16 protein-coding genes are annotated in these 17,165 nt (G+C 40.8%); 12 read left to right on the top strand and 4 right to left on the bottom strand.

Going from position 1 to position 17,165, the window contains the following annotated elements:
* Positions 1-52: 52 nt before the first annotated feature.
* From argF to AB2B50_RS06900, 4 genes are all read left to right on the top strand, one after another.
* Positions 53-1,066, top strand: a complete 1,014-nt coding sequence (argF, locus tag AB2B50_RS06915) for an ornithine carbamoyltransferase (RefSeq protein WP_320692838.1) — start codon at positions 53-55, stop codon at positions 1,064-1,066.
* Between the two features lie 257 nt (positions 1,067-1,323).
* Positions 1,324-2,274, top strand: a complete 951-nt coding sequence (arcC, locus tag AB2B50_RS06910) for a carbamate kinase (protein WP_075228481.1) — start codon at positions 1,324-1,326, stop codon at positions 2,272-2,274.
* A 90-nt stretch (positions 2,275-2,364) separates the two neighbouring features.
* Positions 2,365-3,873 (top strand): YfcC family protein, encoded by a 1,509-nt coding sequence (locus AB2B50_RS06905; RefSeq protein ID WP_320692780.1) that lies wholly within the window; start codon positions 2,365-2,367, stop codon positions 3,871-3,873.
* Positions 3,874-3,891: 18 nt separating this feature from the next.
* Positions 3,892-5,220, top strand: a complete 1,329-nt coding sequence (locus tag AB2B50_RS06900; protein ID WP_320692781.1) for a dipeptidase — start codon at positions 3,892-3,894, stop codon at positions 5,218-5,220.
* Positions 5,221-5,901: 681 nt separating this feature from the next.
* Here the strand turns inward: AB2B50_RS06900 and AB2B50_RS06895 are convergent.
* The 3 genes from AB2B50_RS06895 to AB2B50_RS06885 form a co-directional block, all read right to left on the bottom strand.
* Positions 5,902-7,446 carry a peptide chain release factor 3 gene (locus AB2B50_RS06895; RefSeq protein ID WP_001025409.1) on the bottom strand — a complete coding sequence of 515 codons (1,545 nt, stop codon included), beginning with the start codon at positions 7,444-7,446 and terminating at the stop codon, positions 5,902-5,904.
* A gap of 206 nt (positions 7,447-7,652) precedes the next feature.
* Entirely contained in the window at positions 7,653-8,345 is a 693-nt protein-coding gene (locus tag AB2B50_RS06890; protein WP_320692782.1) for a YwaF family protein, read from the bottom strand.
* Between the two features lie 34 nt (positions 8,346-8,379).
* Entirely contained in the window at positions 8,380-9,054 is a 675-nt protein-coding gene (locus tag AB2B50_RS06885; RefSeq protein WP_320692783.1) for a YwaF family protein, read from the bottom strand.
* Between the two features lie 211 nt (positions 9,055-9,265).
* Here AB2B50_RS06885 and gatC point away from each other — a divergent pair, with 211 nt between their 5' ends.
* From gatC to nusB, 8 genes are all read left to right on the top strand, one after another.
* Entirely contained in the window at positions 9,266-9,568 is a 303-nt protein-coding gene (gene gatC / locus AB2B50_RS06880) for an Asp-tRNA(Asn)/Glu-tRNA(Gln) amidotransferase subunit GatC (protein ID WP_320692784.1), read from the top strand.
* Positions 9,568-11,034, top strand: a complete 1,467-nt coding sequence (gene gatA, locus AB2B50_RS06875; protein WP_320692785.1) for an Asp-tRNA(Asn)/Glu-tRNA(Gln) amidotransferase subunit GatA — start codon at positions 9,568-9,570, stop codon at positions 11,032-11,034. Before gatC ends, gatA begins: the two co-directional genes overlap by 1 nt.
* Positions 11,034-12,479: an Asp-tRNA(Asn)/Glu-tRNA(Gln) amidotransferase subunit GatB gene (gatB, locus tag AB2B50_RS06870; RefSeq protein WP_320692786.1), complete on the top strand. Its 1,446-nt coding sequence runs from the start codon at positions 11,034-11,036 to the stop codon at positions 12,477-12,479. Before gatA ends, gatB begins: the two co-directional genes overlap by 1 nt.
* A gap of 85 nt (positions 12,480-12,564) precedes the next feature.
* Positions 12,565-13,521 (top strand): zinc-ribbon domain-containing transport protein, encoded by a 957-nt coding sequence (locus tag AB2B50_RS06865; protein ID WP_320692787.1) that lies wholly within the window; start codon positions 12,565-12,567, stop codon positions 13,519-13,521.
* 9 nt (positions 13,522-13,530) lie between these two features.
* Positions 13,531-14,658 carry an SPFH domain-containing protein gene (locus AB2B50_RS06860; RefSeq protein ID WP_320692788.1) on the top strand — a complete coding sequence of 376 codons (1,128 nt, stop codon included), beginning with the start codon at positions 13,531-13,533 and terminating at the stop codon, positions 14,656-14,658.
* Positions 14,659-14,738: 80 nt separating this feature from the next.
* Positions 14,739-15,299: an elongation factor P gene (gene efp, locus AB2B50_RS06855; RefSeq protein ID WP_000568646.1), complete on the top strand. Its 561-nt coding sequence runs from the start codon at positions 14,739-14,741 to the stop codon at positions 15,297-15,299.
* Between the two features lie 28 nt (positions 15,300-15,327).
* Complete coding sequence (locus AB2B50_RS06850) at positions 15,328-15,717, top strand: Asp23/Gls24 family envelope stress response protein (RefSeq protein ID WP_049503061.1); 390 nt, start codon at positions 15,328-15,330, stop codon at positions 15,715-15,717.
* Positions 15,710-16,132, top strand: a complete 423-nt coding sequence (gene nusB, locus AB2B50_RS06845) for a transcription antitermination factor NusB (RefSeq protein WP_049503062.1) — start codon at positions 15,710-15,712, stop codon at positions 16,130-16,132. The genes AB2B50_RS06850 and nusB overlap by 8 nt, the downstream gene beginning before the upstream one ends.
* Before the next feature lie 54 nt (positions 16,133-16,186).
* Here the strand turns inward: nusB and AB2B50_RS06840 are convergent, their stop codons facing one another.
* Positions 16,187-16,912 (bottom strand): CPBP family intramembrane glutamic endopeptidase, encoded by a 726-nt coding sequence (locus AB2B50_RS06840; RefSeq protein WP_320692789.1) that lies wholly within the window; start codon positions 16,910-16,912, stop codon positions 16,187-16,189.
* Between the last annotated feature and the right edge of the window lie 253 nt (positions 16,913-17,165).

The raw sequence follows: 17,165 nt of genomic DNA, 5'->3' as shown, positions 1-17,165 counted from the left end.
GCCTAGCATCTGCTAGCAGAATCATGCTTGTTAGAAAAGGATATATAGAATGATACATTCAGTATTTCAAGGAAGAAGTTTTCTAGCTGAAAAAGATTTTACCCGTGCAGAGCTCGAATATTTGATTGGACTTTCAGCTCACTTGAAGGATCTTAAAAAACGAAACATCGAACACCGCTATCTAGCTGGTAAAAATATTGCTCTTTTATTTGAAAAAACTTCTACACGTACACGCGCAGCCTTCACTACTGCAGCAATTGATCTTGGTGCACATCCAGAATACCTAGGGGCCAACGATATTCAACTAGGTAAAAAAGAAACTACTGAAGATACCGCAAAAGTTTTGGGACATATGTTTGATGGTATTGAATTCCGTGGTTTTAGTCAAGATATGGTTGAGGAATTAGCTAAATTCTCTGGTGTTCCTGTTTGGAATGGCTTGACGGATAAATGGCACCCAACTCAAATGCTTGCAGACTATTTGACAGTACTAGAAAATTTCGGACATCTTGAAGGTTTGACTTTGGTTTACTGTGGTGACGGCCGTAATAATGTTGCCAATAGCCTTCTAGTAACAGGAGCCATCCTTGGGGTGAACGTTCATGTCTTTTCACCAAAAGAACTTTTCCCAGATCAAGCAGTTGTTGCTCTGGCTGAGGGATATGCCAAAGAAAGTGGGGCTCACATTCTCATCACAGAAGATGCTGACGAAGCTGTAAAAGGGGCTGATGTCCTTTACACTGATGTTTGGGTATCTATGGGCGAAGAAGATAAGTTTGCAGAACGCGTCGCTTTGCTAAAACCTTACCAAGTCAATATGGATCTTGTTAAGAAAGCAGGCAATGAAAACTTAATCTTCCTCCACTGCTTACCAGCCTTTCATGATACAAACACAATCTATGGCAGACAAGTAGATGAGAAATTTGGCGTTAAAGAAATGGAAGTAACTGATGAGGTCTTCCATAGCAAATATGCTCGTCAGTTTGATCAAGCAGAAAATCGTATGCACACCATTAAAGCCGTTATGGCTGCTACACTAGGAAATCTCTACATTCCTAAAGTGTGATACAAACTATAAGAAACAGCTTAGGGGCTGAGACTAGTGTTTTAGTCCGGTCCCTTTTTGTAATAGTTACGAGCTCTGAGTTGGAGTTTGCTGATAGTCACCATTCAAGCAAAAACCTCATAACAATAACAATTAACTGTCTTCCAGTTATTCGCAATTTCAACTCAACTCGTCTGTCAAAAGTCTTTCTTCTCAATTTCCAAATCCAAGCTTTTAACCAAAATTTGCTTTTGTTCATCCAAAAGAAAGGAGCGCTCATGTCTCATCGTAAAATCGTTGTCGCTCTTGGAGGAAATGCCATTCTATCCACAGATCCATCTGCTCAAGCTCAAGAAGCTGCTCTAGCAGAAACAGCACGCCATCTGGTGAAACTCATCCAAAATGGCGATGAATTGATTATCACCCATGGCAATGGACCTCAAGTCGGTAACCTCCTCCTCCAAAACCTAGCAGCGAATTCCGAAAAAAACCCTGCCTTTCCTCTCGATTCACTTGTTGCTATGACAGAGGGTAGCATCGGTTTTTGGCTCCAGAATGCTCTGGAAAATGCTTTACAGGATATTCATCTTGATAAAACTGTCGTTTCTGTTGTCACACAAGTTGTCGTGGACAAGAATGATCCTGCCTTTCTCAATCCAAGTAAACCCATTGGTCCATTCTACTCAGAAGAAGAGGCTAAAGCAGAAAGCGAAAAAACTGGGGCTAACTTTAAAGAAGATGCAGGTCGTGGTTGGCGTAAGGTAGTGGCTTCTCCAAAACCTGTTTATATCAAAGAAATCGATAGTATACGCACACTCTTGGACAAGGGACAAATTGTCATCGCAGCAGGCGGTGGAGGTATTCCTATAACCAAAAATGAAAACGGTTACTTCTCAGGAGTAGAAGCTGTCATCGATAAGGATTTTGCATCGCAATGCTTGGCAGAGCTAGTCGAAGCAGATCTCTTCATCATTTTAACTGGCGTCGATTATGCCTATATCAACTATAACAAACCAAATCAAGAAAAGTTGGAACGGGTAACTGTAAGTCAACTTCAAAAATACATTCAAGAGGGGCAATTTGCTCCTGGTAGTATGCTACCAAAAATCCAAGCTGCCATTGATTTTGTGACTAATCGTCCAGCAGGAAAAGCAGTTATCACTTCTCTTATCAATCTAGGAGCTTTGATTGAATCTGAAAGTGGAACAATCATCGTGAAAGATGAATAGTTTAGTCATACCTTTCAAGAAAGTTTAGTCAGCACTCTTGCCACATCATTCGTTTTTATACTGTGTGACATAGTTTAGGAGGAAAAACAAATGAGTGAAAATAAAAAAAGGTTTCAAATGCCTTCAGCATACACTGTTTTGATTATCATCATTACCATCATGGCATTTTTAACCTGGATCATTCCAGCAGGTAAGTATGATACCAATGAAGCAGGTAACCTCATCGCAGGTACCTATCAAACTGTTGACTCAAATCCTCAAGGGATTTACGATGTCCTCATGGCACCAATTCGTGCCATGCTCGGTCACAAACCAACCAGCGCAGCTATCGACGTTGCCTTCTTTATCCTTATGGTCGGAGGTTTCCTTGGTGTCGTAAATGCTACTGGTACACTCGATGTAGGAATTGCCTCCATCGTTAAAAAATATAAGGGCCGCGAAAAAATGTTGATTCTCATCCTCATGCCCCTCTTCGCACTTGGAGGAACTACTTATGGTATGGGAGAAGAAACTATGGCCTTCTATCCCCTTCTTATTCCTGTGATGATGGCAGTTGGTTTTGATAGTATTACTGCCGTAGCCATCATCTTACTAGGTTCTCAAGTTGGTTGTTTGGCATCTACATTGAATCCATTTGCTACTGTTATTGCTTCTGATACTGCAGGCATTTCATCCATGGATGGTGTTATTCTCCGTGTTATCTTCTGGTTCGTAATGACAGGTATCAGCACTTACTTTGTCTATCGTTATGCAGAAAAGATTCAAAAAGATCCTACTAAATCACTCGTTTACGCTCAACGCGAAGAAGATATCAAACACTTTAATGTTTCAGAAAACGATGATGCACCATCTACCTTGAGCAAGAAACAAAAACATGTCCTCGCTTTATTTGTAGTAACCTTTATCATTATGATTGCAAGTTTCATCCCTTGGGTTGATTTGCATGTTACTATCTTTGAAGACTTCAAAAATTGGTTAATCGGTTTTCCTGTAATCGGAGGCATCATCGGTTCATCTGCTCAACCATTCGGTAGCTGGTACTTCCCAGAAGGCGCTATGCTCTTTGCCGTCATGGGGATCTTGATTGGTGTTGTCTATGGTCTTAAAGAAGGAAAAATCGTCTCTACCTTCTTAACTGGTGCTGCAGATTTGCTTTCAGTAGCCTTGATTTGTGCGGTTGCTCGTGGTATCCAAGTTATCATGAACGATGGTATGATTACTGCAACCATTCTACATTGGGGTGAAGTTGGCCTTCAAGGTCTCTCTCCTCAAATCTTCATCGTATTAACCTATATCTTCTACCTACCTATGTCCTTCCTCATTCCTTCTTCATCTGGTCTGGCTAGTGCAACCATGGGGATCATGGCTCCTCTTGGAGAATTTGTCAATGTCAAAGCCAGCCTGATTGTTACTGCCTACCAATCTGCATCTGGTGTCCTTAACCTAGTGACTCCTACTTCAGGTATTGTCATGGGAGCTCTTGCTCTCGGTCGTGTCAGCCTTGGAACTTGGTGGAAATTTGTCGGAAAACTTGTCATCTCAATTGTCATTGCAAGTATTCTACTTCTTATCTTGGGTACCCTAGTGCCATTCTTATAGTCAAAAGGGGAAATACGGATGAAATCCTATATTACAGAATCAATCAAAGAGGATTTTCTTCAAAGTTTGAAAACAATCATCTCTTATCCTTCTGTTCTCAATGAAGGTGAAAATGGCACTCCCTTTGGTCAAGCCATTCAAGATGTCCTGAAAAAAACGCTAGACTTGTGTCAAGATCTTGGTTTTAAAACCTATCTTGATACTCAAGGATATTATGGGTATGCAGAAGTTGGTGAGGGGGATCTCCTTGCCATCCTCTGCCACCTAGATGTAGTTCCTGCAGGCGATTTGACAGAGTGGGAAACTCCTCCATTTGAAGCTAGTATCAGAGATGGGCGGATTTATGGTCGGGGCTCGCAGGATGATAAAGGACCTTCTCTTGCAGCCCTTTACGCAGTCAAAAGCTTACTTGACCAAGGAATTCAATTCAAAAAACGGGTTCGTTTCATATTTGGTACTGATGAGGAAACTCTTTGGCGTTGCATGGCAAGATATAATGCCCTTGAAGAACAGGCCAGCATGGGATTTGCTCCTGACTCATCATTCCCATTAACCTATGCAGAAAAAGGGCTCCTTCAGGTCAAACTTCATGGACCTGGATCAGAACAACTCGCCTTAGATATAGGTGGAGCTTTCAATGTCGTACCTGATAAGGCAACTTATCTAGGACCACTTATGGAACAACTCCAAGAAGGTCTAATAGCTGCTGGCTACGATTATCAACAAAATGATCAGTCCCTTACTGTTCTAGGACTATCTAAGCATGCCAAGGATGCCAGTCAAGGGATTAATGCAGTCATTCGACTAGCCACCGTCCTTGATTCCATTCAATCCCATCCTGCACTTACATTTCTTGCCAAAGAAGTTGGTCAAGAGGGTCAAGGAAAAGGAATCTTTGGTGATATCAGTGACCAGCCTTCTGGACATTTATCCTTTAATGTGGCCGCCTTAATCATTACTCCCGAAAGTTCTGAGATTCGAATTGATATCCGAATCCCAGTCCTTATTGACAAGGATGAACTTGTCAATAAGCTGATAGAGTGTGCAAAATCTTACCAACTTAGCTACCAAGAATTTGACTACCTAGCACCACTTTACGTGGCAAGAGATAGTATGCTCGTCACTACACTCATGCAGGTTTATGAAGAAAAAACTGGTGACAATAGTCCTGCTCTATCATCTGGCGGTGCAACCTTTGCACGTACGATGCCAAACTGTGTCGCTTTTGGTGCCCTCTTCCCAGGAAGAGAGCAAACGGAACACCAAGCAAATGAATATGCAATCCTAGATGATCTCTATCATGCTATGGATATCTATGCTGAAGCTGTTTACCGATTAGCGACCTAAAAAAGACCTCCTAAACTCCGTCCCTCACCAGGGCGGAGTTTTAGGAATTTTGTTAACACCAGCCTACAAGAAAAGCCAAGAAGATATTTTTCTTGGCTTTTTTCAATAGATTTGAGGTATGGGACCAACTAAGGTACTCATTTTCCGCTACAACACGCAATTAGTATGACAATGGCAGGCAGCTAGACCACTTTCTAACTGTTACCAATTGTTAGATAACGACACAGAGCATTACGACACGAAGAGGCGAAAACGATTATTTTTCGTCGATGAGTTAGTAAGGCAGGTAGGTAATACACTATCTAATCCTTACGACGGAAAGTTTTACTAGTGGAGCGCCTAGCCAAGTTCCATAGAAACTTGGCGTTAGTTACTTAGATTGTTATACAACCACATAAATTTACTGAACTACGACACAGAGTTTGGCAAATCGATTTCATTTGCCAAACGCAGTTAGTAAGACAGGTAGCTAGACCACTTCCTTTCTGTTACGACGGCAAAGCCCACGAATGGTATCGATTCGTGGGCTTTGCCTAGTGAAGCGTTTAGGTAAACCGTCTTAGTGGATAGTGTTTATTAGATTACGACACTTAGTTTTACAAATCGATTCCATTTGTAAAACTAAGTTAGTGATTCAGTAAGTCTACTTAGATTGCTTTGCAATCAAGTAGACTTACTGAATCACATCTTTTCCTCTAACTCTACATCCGGATACTTATCTGCAAACCAACGGAGGGCAAAGTCGTTTTCAAAGAGGAAAACAGGCTGGTCAAAGCGGTCTTTGGCAAGGATGTTTCGGCTTGAAGACATACGCTCATCCAGATCTTCAGGTTTGATCCAGCGAACCGTCTTTTTACCCATTGGGCTCATAACCACTTCTGCATTGTACTCATTTTCCATACGGTGTTTGAAGACTTCAAACTGCAATTGACCAACGGCACCCAACATGTATTCACCTGTTTGGTAGTTGGTATAAAGCTGAATAGCTCCTTCTTGCACCAATTGCTCAATTCCCTTGTGGAAAGATTTTTGCTTCATGACGTTTTTAGCAGAAACTTTCATGAAAATCTCAGGTGTAAAGGTTGGCAATGGTTCAAACTCAAACTTATTTTTTCCAACAGTTAGTGTATCCCCAACCTGATAAGTACCGGTATCGTAAACCCCGATGATATCTCCAGCTACGGCATTAGTGACATTCTCACGACTTTCAGCCATAAACTGAGTAACATTTGACAGCTTAGCTCCCTTACCAGTACGAGGGAGATTAACACTCATACCACGCTCGAATTCACCCGATACGATACGGACAAAGGCGATACGGTCACGGTGACGAGGGTCCATGTTGGCTTGAATTTTAAAGACAAATCCTGAGAAATCTTTGTCGTAAGGATCGACAATTTCTCCATCTGTCTTCTTATGACCGTGTGGTTCTGGAGCAAACTTGAGGAAGGTTTCTAAGAAAGTCTGCACACCAAAATTAGTCAAGGCTGATCCAAAGAATACCGGAGTCAATTCACCCGCAAGGATGGCTTCTTCTGAGAATTCATTTCCAGCTTCTTGCAAGAGTTCGATGTCATCCTTGACTTGCTCGTAGAATGGGTTGCTAGCAAATAGTTTGTCCCCATCTTCCAGACTAGCAAAGCGTTCATCCCCTTTATAGAGTTCCAAACGTTGGTTATAGAGGTCATACAAGCCTTCAAAGGCTTTCCCCATCCCGATTGGCCAGTTCATCGGGTAGCTCGCAATACCTAGAACTTCTTCCAATTCTTGCAAGAGATCCAGTGGCTCACGACCGTCACGGTCTAACTTGTTCATAAAGGTAAAGACTGGAATCCCGCGGTGTTTGACAACCTCAAACAATTTCTTGGTTTGGGCCTCGATACCCTTGGCAGAGTCCACTACCATGACCGCAGCATCCACCGCCATCAAGGTCCGATAGGTATCTTCTGAAAAGTCCTCGTGTCCTGGAGTGTCTAGGATGTTTACCCGTTTCCCATCGTAGTCAAACTGCATGACAGATGAGGTTACCGAAATCCCACGTTGTTTCTCGATATCCATCCAGTCTGACTTAGCAAAGTTTCCTGTTTTCTTTCCTTTTACAGTACCTGCCTCACGAATCTCTCCCCCAAAATAGAGCAATTGCTCTGTAATAGTCGTTTTACCCGCGTCCGGGTGAGAGATGATGGCAAAGGTACGGCGTTTTTTAATTTCTTCTTGAATGTTCATAAGTTCTCTTTCTTTCTACTTTTTAATAATTTCAATTTATAATCACTCTTTATTACATCGGACTCTAAAATTCCTTTCAACACTCCATTATATCGGATTTTAGAGAGTTTTTCAATTGCTTACACAAGAAAAAGCAGGTCAAGATACTAGACCTGCTCTTCAGATTCTTTTGTTGATTATTTATATCTATCACTCTTAATATCGCTTCACAGATGAATCGTTTCTAGAGCAATTTTCTTTTGCCAACGTTTCTTAAACAAGATATCAAAGAGTACTAGAGCTGCAGATAGAATGATTGAAACCAGAAGATACTTTATCCATATAGGAGCATCTGGGATAAAAGGCGTGGTATTCAAAAGCCCGTAATTCCCACCTGTTACTTGATTAACTCCAACTAGGAAAAGGTTGAGAACAAAAGTGTAGGCGATAATGCGATACTTTTTAAGTAAGGTCTTATCGTAGTGGTTCATGAGATAGACCAAGGAATTAACCAAGAGAGCATAATGCCCAATCAGGAATGAAAAACTGGTAATATGCGGGAAATCATATGGATCAAAAACCGGATAGCCCAAAGCAAATACTGCTCCACTAGCCCCCATAAGGGCAAAATACTGCTTGGTTTTCCATTTATCTGGCAAGAAAACTACTGCAAACATGGCCAAACGGCAATGGTAAAGAGGCAGGCTGTTCGAAAATGGAATGCTAAAACCAATATACCAAGTGTAAAGAGCTAGCAGTTGCGCTATTTGAATCCACTTAAATAATCGAACAAATTTGGGATTTTTGTAGTAAGTAAGAGAAGCATAAATAGACAAGGCAAGAAGGCCTATCATGACACAATACCAGAAAATCGGAATAGGCGGTGGTGTGGTTTGGGTTCTTGTAATAAAATGATGCATAAAATCTCCTTAAGGTAACGAATTCAGTACTACATTAACTATTCTTATGTTTATATTTAACGAGTTGATTGATAAGGACGAGGATCCCTGTCATCAAACTGGTCACTATCAAATAATTAACCAAGGCGCCATGATCCCCAATCACAGGGGGAATACTCAAAAAGCCATAATTCCCTCCTGTCAAGAGGTTGGCTAGAAAGATAATAGCATTGACACCAAAGGTCATCTGACATATTTTCCAAGTATCCCCTTTTTCAACTTTATAATATCTAATAAGATAAATCAAGCAGTTAGCCAAGAGGGCCCAGTGTCCGAAAACATTGTTGACCGACGAAACATGAGGGAAAGGAAACGGATAAAAAACTGGATAAACTAAAGCCATAATAGAACCAAATACTCCAACCAAGGCAAAATATTGTTTGAAAAAGGTCTTATTAGGGGCAAAAAGAATCATCCACATAGCCATGCGGCTATGATAAAAAGGGAGAGCCTCAGACAGGGGCAGGCGCGCAGCAATATACCAAACGTTGATAATCAGTAATTGAATCAATTGACCCCAATACCAAAAATCTCGATAAGGTTTAGAGGAGGCATAGCGAATTGATAGAGCAGCTATGACTAGCAAAGAAGTCGGTAACAAAATGTACCATGTCCCCAAGTCTGGAGGGACTGTTTTTTTACTGGTAAAAAGTAAATCCCAAATTGTCATATGTTCTCCTTAACTTATTCGAATCGGTAAATGTCTCCATCTTGTTTGCCGACTAAAAACCAATGCTGTTCTTGCTTCTATTTTCAACCATTATATCGAATTAAAATCCTTTTTCAATTTCTACTTCTTTTCAACTTGACTTACCTTATTTATAGGAAAATATGGTAAAATAGAACAGATAAATAATCATCATTTCACGAAAGGATGCAAGATGAAAATTACGCAAGAAGAGGTAACACACGTTGCCAATCTTTCAAAATTAAAATTCTCAGAAGAAGAAACTGCTGAGTTTGCGACAACCTTGTCTAAGATTGTTGATATGGTCGAATTGCTCGACGAAGTCGACACTACTGATGTCGAACCAACGACTACCATGGCAGATCGCAAGACCGTTCTTCGCCCAGACGTAGCCGAAGAGGGAACTGACCGTGATCGCTTATTTAAAAATGTACCTGAAAAAGACAATTACTATATCAAGGTACCAGCTATCCTGGACGATGGAGGAGATGCCTAATGACTTTTAACAATAAAACCATTGAAGAGTTGCACAACCTCCTTGTATCTAAGGAAATTTCTGCAACCGAACTAACGCAAGCAACGCTTGAAGATATCAAGGCGCGTGAAGAAGCTATCAATGCCTTTGTCACTATCGCTGAAGATCAAGCTCTTGCTCAAGCTAAAGCTATTGACGAAACTGGAATTGACGCTGACAATGTCCTTTCAGGAATTCCACTTGCTGTTAAGGATAACATCTCTACAGACGGTATCCTCACAACTGCTGCCTCAAAAATGCTCTACAACTACGAACCAATCTTTGATGCGACAGCTGTTGCCAATGCAAAATCTAAGGGCATGATCGTTGTTGGGAAAACCAACATGGACGAGTTTGCCATGGGTGGTTCTGGTGAAACATCTTACTACGGTGCAACTAAAAATGCCTGGGACCACAACAAGGTTCCTGGTGGATCATCTAGTGGTTCCGCAGCTTCTGTAGCTTCAGGACAAGTCCGTTTGTCTCTTGGTTCTGATACAGGTGGATCCATCCGCCAACCGGCTGCATTCAACGGAATTGTCGGTCTCAAACCAACCTACGGAACAGTTTCACGTTTTGGTCTGATTGCCTTTGGTAGCTCATTAGACCAGATTGGACCTTTTGCTCCTACCGTTAAGGAAAATGCGCTCTTGCTCAATGCTATTGCTAGCGAAGATGCAAAAGACTCTACTTCTGCTCCTGTCCGCATTACCGACTTTACTTCAAAAATCGGTCAAGACATCAAGGGCATGAAAATTGCTTTGCCTAAGGAATACCTTGGTGAAGGTATTGATCCAGAAGTTAAAGAAACCATCCTCAACGCAGCCAAACACTTTGAAAAACTAGGTGCTATCGTGGAAGAAGTTAGCCTTCCACACTCAAAATATGGGGTTGCTGTTTACTACATCATCGCTTCATCAGAAGCATCATCAAACTTGCAACGATTTGACGGTATCCGCTATGGTTTCCGTGCTGAAGACGCTAAGAACTTGGACGAGATTTACGTTAATACTCGTAGCCAAGGATTCGGTGACGAAGTGAAACGTCGTATCATGCTTGGAACTTTCAGCCTTTCATCAGGTTACTACGATGCTTATTATAAGAAGGCTGGTCAAGTGCGTACCCTCATCATCCAAGATTTTGAAAAAGTCTTTGCAGATTACGATCTCATCCTTGGTCCAACAGCTCCAAGCGTAGCCTTTGACTTGGATTCACTCAACCACGATCCAGTTGCCATGTACTTGGCAGACCTCTTGACCATCCCGGTCAACTTGGCAGGTCTCCCAGGAATTTCAATTCCTGCAGGATTTGCTCAGGGTTTACCTGTCGGTCTACAATTGATTGGTCCAAAATACTCTGAAGAGACTATCTACCAAGCTGCTGCTGCTTTTGAAGCAACAACAGACTACCACAAACAACAACCCGTGATTTTTGGAGGTGATAACTAATGAACTTTGAAACAGTCATTGGACTTGAAGTCCACGTAGAGCTCAACACCAATTCAAAAATCTTCTCACCTACATCTGCCCACTTTGGAAATGACCAAAATGCCAACACCAACGTGATTGACTGGTCTTTCCCAGGAGTTCTGCCAGTTCTCAATAAGGGTGTAGTCGATGCTGGTATCAAAGCAGCTCTTGCCCTCAACATGGACATCCACAAGAAGATGCACTTTGACCGTAAGAACTACTTCTATCCAGATAATCCTAAAGCCTATCAAATTTCTCAATTTGATGAGCCAATCGGTTATAACGGCTGGATTGAAGTGGAGCTAGAAGACGGTACAACTAAGAAAATCGGTATTGAGCGTGCCCATTTGGAAGAAGATGCTGGTAAAAATACTCACGGAACAGATGGTTTCTCTTATGTCGACCTTAATCGTCAAGGGGTGCCATTGATTGAGATTGTATCTGAAGCCGACATGCGTTCTCCTGAAGAAGCTTATGCATATCTAACAGCCCTCAAGGAAGTGATCCAATATGCTGGTATTTCCGACGTTAAGATGGAAGAAGGTTCCATGCGTGTGGATGCCAACATCTCCCTTCGTCCTTATGGTCAAGAGAAATTTGGTACCAAAACTGAGTTGAAAAACCTAAACTCCTTCTCAAACGTGCGTAAGGGTCTTGAATACGAAGTGCAACGTCAGGCTGAAATCCTTCGTTCAGGCGGTCAAATCCGCCAAGAAACACGCCGTTACGACGAAGCTAACAAGGCAACTATCCTCATGCGTGTCAAGGAAGGTGCTGCAGACTACCGCTACTTCCCAGAACCAGACCTACCACTCTTTGAAATCTCAGATGAATGGATCGAAGAGATGCGTACGGAGTTACCAGAGTTTCCAAAAGAGCGCCGTGCTCGCTATGTCTCTCAACTCGGATTATCAGACTACGATGCTAGCCAGTTGACTGCAAACAAAGTCACTTCTGACTTCTTTGAAAAAGCTGTCGCCCTCGGTGGTGATGCTAAACAAGTTTCTAACTGGCTCCAAGGTGAAGTCGCTCAATTCTTGAACGCCGAAGGTAAGACACTGGAACAAATCGAATTGACACCAGAAAACTTGGTAGAAATGATTGCCATCATCGAAGATGGTACGATTTCATCTAAGATTGCCAAGAAAGTCTTTGTTCACCTAGCTAAAAATGGTGGTGGAGCGCGTGAATACGTAGAAAAAGCTGGTTTAGTTCAAATCTCAGATCCTGATGTTTTGATTCCAATTATTCATCAAGTCTTTGCGGATAATGAAGTCGCTGTTGCCGACTTCAAGTCGGGAAAACGTAACGCTGACAAGGCCTTCACTGGATTCCTCATGAAAGCAACCAAGGGTCAAGCTAACCCACAAGTCGCTCTTAAACTACTTGCCCAAGAATTGGCTAAGTTGAAAAACGATCAATAATCAATCTCAATATAACTGTCACAAGTTGATGAAGTCAGTCATTGCTTGATGCCTTGCACTTTGTACTCACATAGTTAGGAGACATATGAAAAAGTTATATACTCTTCTCGCCACTTGTTTATTGTTGTTCTTCTTCACACCATTTAACTCAATTGATGCTGGCGTTGGCCATTCGCGAAGTGGTAGCTCTAGCCGAAGTAGTTCAAGAAGTAGCAGCCGCAGTAGCTCAAGTCGCAGCTCCTCTTATAAAAGTAGCTATCGCTCTGGAAGTAGCTCCTCTAGTTCAGGTGGTTCTTTAGGTACTGGTATGAACATGCTTATCATGTTTGGTGTTGGAGGTTTCTTACTCTACATGTTCATCAAATATCTAAGCGACCAGAATTCATCTTCTGGCAAGTCTTACGGTAGTTCAACTGGGTATAATCCACCTAGCCATCGCCGAGTAGAACACAACACACTAGCTGTTAATCGTGTCAAATATGGTGATCCAAACTTTGATGCTGATGCCTTCGCTTCATGGGTTAAAGAAGTCTATATTCAGTTGCAGGCAGCCTGGACTAAAAAGGATTGGAATTTGGTTCGCTCTCTCGAAAGTACTAGTCTCTATTCCCAACATAGTACTCAACTCGAAGATCATATTCGGGCAAAAACAACCAATGTTTTAGAAAAAGTCTATGTTGAAAATATCCGCATTAAAGATTTCTACGAAAATCCAGATGGAAATGATACTTTAGTGGTTATCCTTTCATCTACACTCAGAGACTATGTTATCGATGATGAGACTCGTAAGGTTATCGAAGGAGACCCTAAACAAGATCTATTTACAGTTTATCAAATGAACTTTATCCGCAAACATGGTAGCCAAACCGAAAACAATGTTCAAGATGAAGCTGTTAGCGACCACTGTCCAAACTGTGGTGCTCCACTTAAAATCTCAGCTATTAGCCAATGTGAATACTGCGGAGCTGAGCTCACACGTAGTCCAAATCAATGGGTTCTTGATACCTATGAAGTTGTGGATGAAGACGAACTTTATAATTAGGAGGAAATTATGGGATTTATTCGTGCCGCCCTATCTTCAGGGCTTAATAGTTTCAACGATAGCAAATTTAAAGAAGCGATCGTACTTCCAAATAACCTAACAGCCGATGCTTTGGCCATTAAAGGCCAACTTCTTTCAAAAGATCCAGATGGCAAATCTAGACAAAGCAATCAAAACACTGGACTACTAACAGATGGTAGTGTCGTTATTGTTCCTCAAGGCTATGTCGCTATTCTAGTGAACAACGGTACCTTCCTTGGAGACGTTTTAGAAGCTGGTAGCCACGAATGGCGTTCTGGAGACAATGCCTGGCTTCTTGAAAAAGGTGGCCTAAAGGGTACTTGGGAAAATTTCAAAAACCGCTTCTCATTTGGTGGTCAAGTCATTACCCAACAAGAAATCATCTTTATTCGTATGCAACCCGTTGCCGGAAATAAATTCGGTACACAGAATGCTGTAGAATACTTCAGTGAACGTTATCAACAATTACTTAACATCCGCTTCTACGGCTTATTTGATATCAAAGTTGCTGATCCAGTCCTATTCTATGTCAGCTCCATCAGTCAACAAATTGAAGACCATAAAGCTTTTACATTACAAGATGTAGCTCAAGGAACACTTCGACAAAATATCGCACCAAAGATTGCCATTGCAATTGCTAAATTTACCAATGAAAACAAGGTAGATATCTATAGCCTTAATGCCAATCAAGATACTTTCAATGAGCTAGCAAAACAAGAAGTTAACAAGGTATGGGCTGGACTTTATGGGATTGAAACAACCAACATTCTACTTGAAGATTTGAGCTATGATCAAGAAAGCTTAGATATTGTCCGTAAGCTTGATAGCGAACTTGTCGCTATGAAGTACAATACGATTGAGATTGAAGAACGTCGTGCTCGTAATGAAGCTCTCATCGCTGCTGCTAACAATGAAGGCAATGGCAATGGTATGAACATGATTATGGGAATGAATCTAGGACAAACACTTGGCGGTCAACTCAACCAACAAGCCCAAACTCAAGCTCCTGTTCAAAATAACGGGCAAACTGCAAGCAAGAACTTTTACATCGAGGTAGACGGTAAGTATGTTCTCGTAACTAAAGATGAAGAAGGAAATATCGTACCAGTCAACTAATTCAAGCTCATCTGATATTTGAGAATTATTGCATTTTATGGTACAATAAAGAGTAAACTATTTATTAAAGAGGTAAAAACATGATTGAAGCAAGTAAACTAAAGGCTGGTATGACTTTTGAAACAGCTGAAGGAAAATTGATCCGCGTTTTGGAAGCTAGCCACCACAAACCAGGTAAAGGAAACACTATCATGCGTATGAAATTGCGTGATGTCCGTACTGGTTCAACATTTGAAACAAGCTACCGCCCAGAAGAAAAATTTGAGCAAGCGATCATCGAAACAGTTCCAGCTCAATACTTGTACAAAATGGACGACACAGCTTACTTCATGAATACAGAAACTTATGACCAATACGAAATTCCTGTTGTGAATGTTGAAAACGAATTGCTTTACATCCTTGAAAACTCAGATGTAAAAATCCAATTCTACGGAACTGAAGTAATCGGTGTAACTGTACCAACTACTGTTGAATTGACAGTTGCTGAAACACAACCATCTATCAAAGGTGCTACTGTTACAGGTTCTGGTAAACCAGCAACAATGGAAACTGGTCTTGTCGTAAACGTTCCAGACTTCATCGAAGCAGGTCAAAAATTGATTATCAACACTGCAGAAGGAACTTACGTTTCTCGCGCCTAATCTCTAGAAACTAGAAAGAGGTCATTCTATGGGAATTGAAGAACAACTTGGCGAAATCGTCATCGCCCCACGTGTACTTGAAAAAATCATTGCTATTGCAACTGCGAAAGTTGAAGGAGTACACTCTTTTTCAAACAAATCAGTATCTGACACCCTTTCAAAACTTTCTCTTGGTCGTGGCGTATATCTAAAAGAAGCAAACGATGAGCTCACAGCTGATATCTACCTCTACCTAGAGTACGGTGTCAAAGTTCCTAAGGTTGCTATGGCTATCCAGAAAGCTGTTAAGGATGCTGTCCGTAACATGGCTGATGTTGAAATCTCTGCTGTCAACATTCACGTTGCAGGTATCGTTCCAGATAAAACACCAAAACCAGAATTGAAAGACTTATTCGACGAGGACTTCCTCAATGACTAGTCCATTATTAGAATCTAGACGTGAACTACGTAAGTGTGCCTTCCAAGCCTTGATGAGTCTTGAATTTGGTTCAGATCTAGAAACTGCTTGTCGCTTCGCCTACACACATGATCGCGAAGATACAGACGTACAACTTCCTAACTTCCTTGTAGAGCTCGTTTCTGGTGTCCAAGCTAAAAAGGATGATCTGGACAAACAAATTACTCAACATTTGAAAACCGGTTGGACCATCGATCGTCTGACTTTGGTAGAAAAGAATTTACTACGCCTAGGAGTTTTTGAAATCACTTCATTTGATACTCCTCAACTCGTAGCTGTTAACGAAGCTATTGAACTTGCTAAGAGCTTTTCAGATCAAAAGTCAGCCCGTTTCATCAATGGACTCCTTAGTCAATTTGTGACAGAAGAAGATTAAATAATATAGAAAAAGTGTTTGACAATTATCAAACACTTTTTTCTTTGCCTTCCACTATCTAAAAAAGTGGTAATAGACATAATTATAAACAAAAATCCAGATGGGCTTGGCATAAGTGAGAAAGTTGAAAAAACTATGGCACAGGATTGTGATTTTTAGATTCTTTGTCCAACGGTAGACAAGAGCAAAGAAAAGGCCTCCTAAACTATAAAACATCAAACTGATGGGATCTCGATGGGAAAACACCAAATGACTGATTCCAAAAATAAGGGCTGATAAGAAAACATCCAGATAATACTTAGAGTTTGGAAAGAAGGTATTCATAAAATATCCTCTATCAACGCTCTCCTCAAATATAGGAGCAATGATAACACTAGATATAAAGTAGAAAATAGTCGCTAAAAAAGTAGGTTGTCCATTTGAATATAAAGTCGAAATAAGGTCTTGAAAAATAAACTTGTTATCAATTAAGTGATGAAACTGTAACTGAAAAGTATTCAACAACTGACGAACAAAATAAGTAGCCACTAGGCTTATTACAAGGTAAAAGAATCTTGACTTCTTCGAGCCCTTTTTTTCAAGAATATAGAGCATTTTTTTCTTTTTTAACCAGCAGACAAACATCACTAAAAGAGTTACTTCCCCAACTGCTGAAATGCTATAATAACCATCTATCCCCCATCCTAAAAACTTAGTCAGATGAAGACTACTAAACTCTAGTAGATAAACCGAGAGGAATATAAAGAATGTATAGACTCCCAAATGCCAAAGTTTTTTCATACTCACTCCTTAAAAAATTTAAATTACCTTGATGGAGGAAAAAAATAACACCCCCTTATTCAGTTTATCAGTTACATACTGACCAAACACAGCATAAAATCTATAAAAACTAAGTCTATTCTCTGTAGCACTTATAGATGATCATTCCTTATTATATAATATACATCTTTTTTTAACGACTCTCAGTTCCATTTCCTCAACTGTCAATTTTTAATCCTGAAATGAATTTTTGAGAGAAACCAAAAAGCTAGAA

This window comes from Streptococcus fermentans, from assembly GCF_040888305.1.
Classification (GTDB): domain Bacteria; phylum Bacillota; class Bacilli; order Lactobacillales; family Streptococcaceae; genus Streptococcus; species Streptococcus fermentans.
This window is presented reverse-complemented; position numbering and strand designations above follow the sequence as displayed.

Bases quoted from the DNA above. Each gene is read 5' to 3' on its own strand.
- AB2B50_RS06900 (WP_320692781.1), top strand. From the start codon at position 3,892: ATGAAATCCTATATTACAGAATCAATCAAAGAGGATTTTCTTCAAAGT.
- gatB (WP_320692786.1), top strand. From the start codon at position 11,034: ATGAACTTTGAAACAGTCATTGGACTTGAAGTCCACGTAGAGCTCAAC.
- gatA (WP_320692785.1), top strand. From the start codon at position 9,568: ATGACTTTTAACAATAAAACCATTGAAGAGTTGCACAACCTCCTTGTA.
- efp (WP_000568646.1), top strand. From the start codon at position 14,739: ATGATTGAAGCAAGTAAACTAAAGGCTGGTATGACTTTTGAAACAGCT.
- arcC (WP_075228481.1), top strand. From the start codon at position 1,324: ATGTCTCATCGTAAAATCGTTGTCGCTCTTGGAGGAAATGCCATTCTA.
- AB2B50_RS06905 (WP_320692780.1), top strand. From the start codon at position 2,365: ATGAGTGAAAATAAAAAAAGGTTTCAAATGCCTTCAGCATACACTGTT.
- AB2B50_RS06850 (WP_049503061.1), top strand. From the start codon at position 15,328: ATGGGAATTGAAGAACAACTTGGCGAAATCGTCATCGCCCCACGTGTA.
- gatC (WP_320692784.1), top strand. From the start codon at position 9,266: ATGAAAATTACGCAAGAAGAGGTAACACACGTTGCCAATCTTTCAAAA.
- nusB (WP_049503062.1), top strand. From the start codon at position 15,710: ATGACTAGTCCATTATTAGAATCTAGACGTGAACTACGTAAGTGTGCC.
- AB2B50_RS06890 (WP_320692782.1), bottom strand. From the start codon at position 8,345: ATGCATCATTTTATTACAAGAACCCAAACCACACCACCGCCTATTCCG.
- AB2B50_RS06840 (WP_320692789.1), bottom strand. From the start codon at position 16,912: ATGAAAAAACTTTGGCATTTGGGAGTCTATACATTCTTTATATTCCTC.
- AB2B50_RS06860 (WP_320692788.1), top strand. From the start codon at position 13,531: ATGGGATTTATTCGTGCCGCCCTATCTTCAGGGCTTAATAGTTTCAAC.
- AB2B50_RS06865 (WP_320692787.1), top strand. From the start codon at position 12,565: ATGAAAAAGTTATATACTCTTCTCGCCACTTGTTTATTGTTGTTCTTC.
- AB2B50_RS06885 (WP_320692783.1), bottom strand. From the start codon at position 9,054: ATGACAATTTGGGATTTACTTTTTACCAGTAAAAAAACAGTCCCTCCA.
- AB2B50_RS06895 (WP_001025409.1), bottom strand. From the start codon at position 7,446: ATGAACATTCAAGAAGAAATTAAAAAACGCCGTACCTTTGCCATCATC.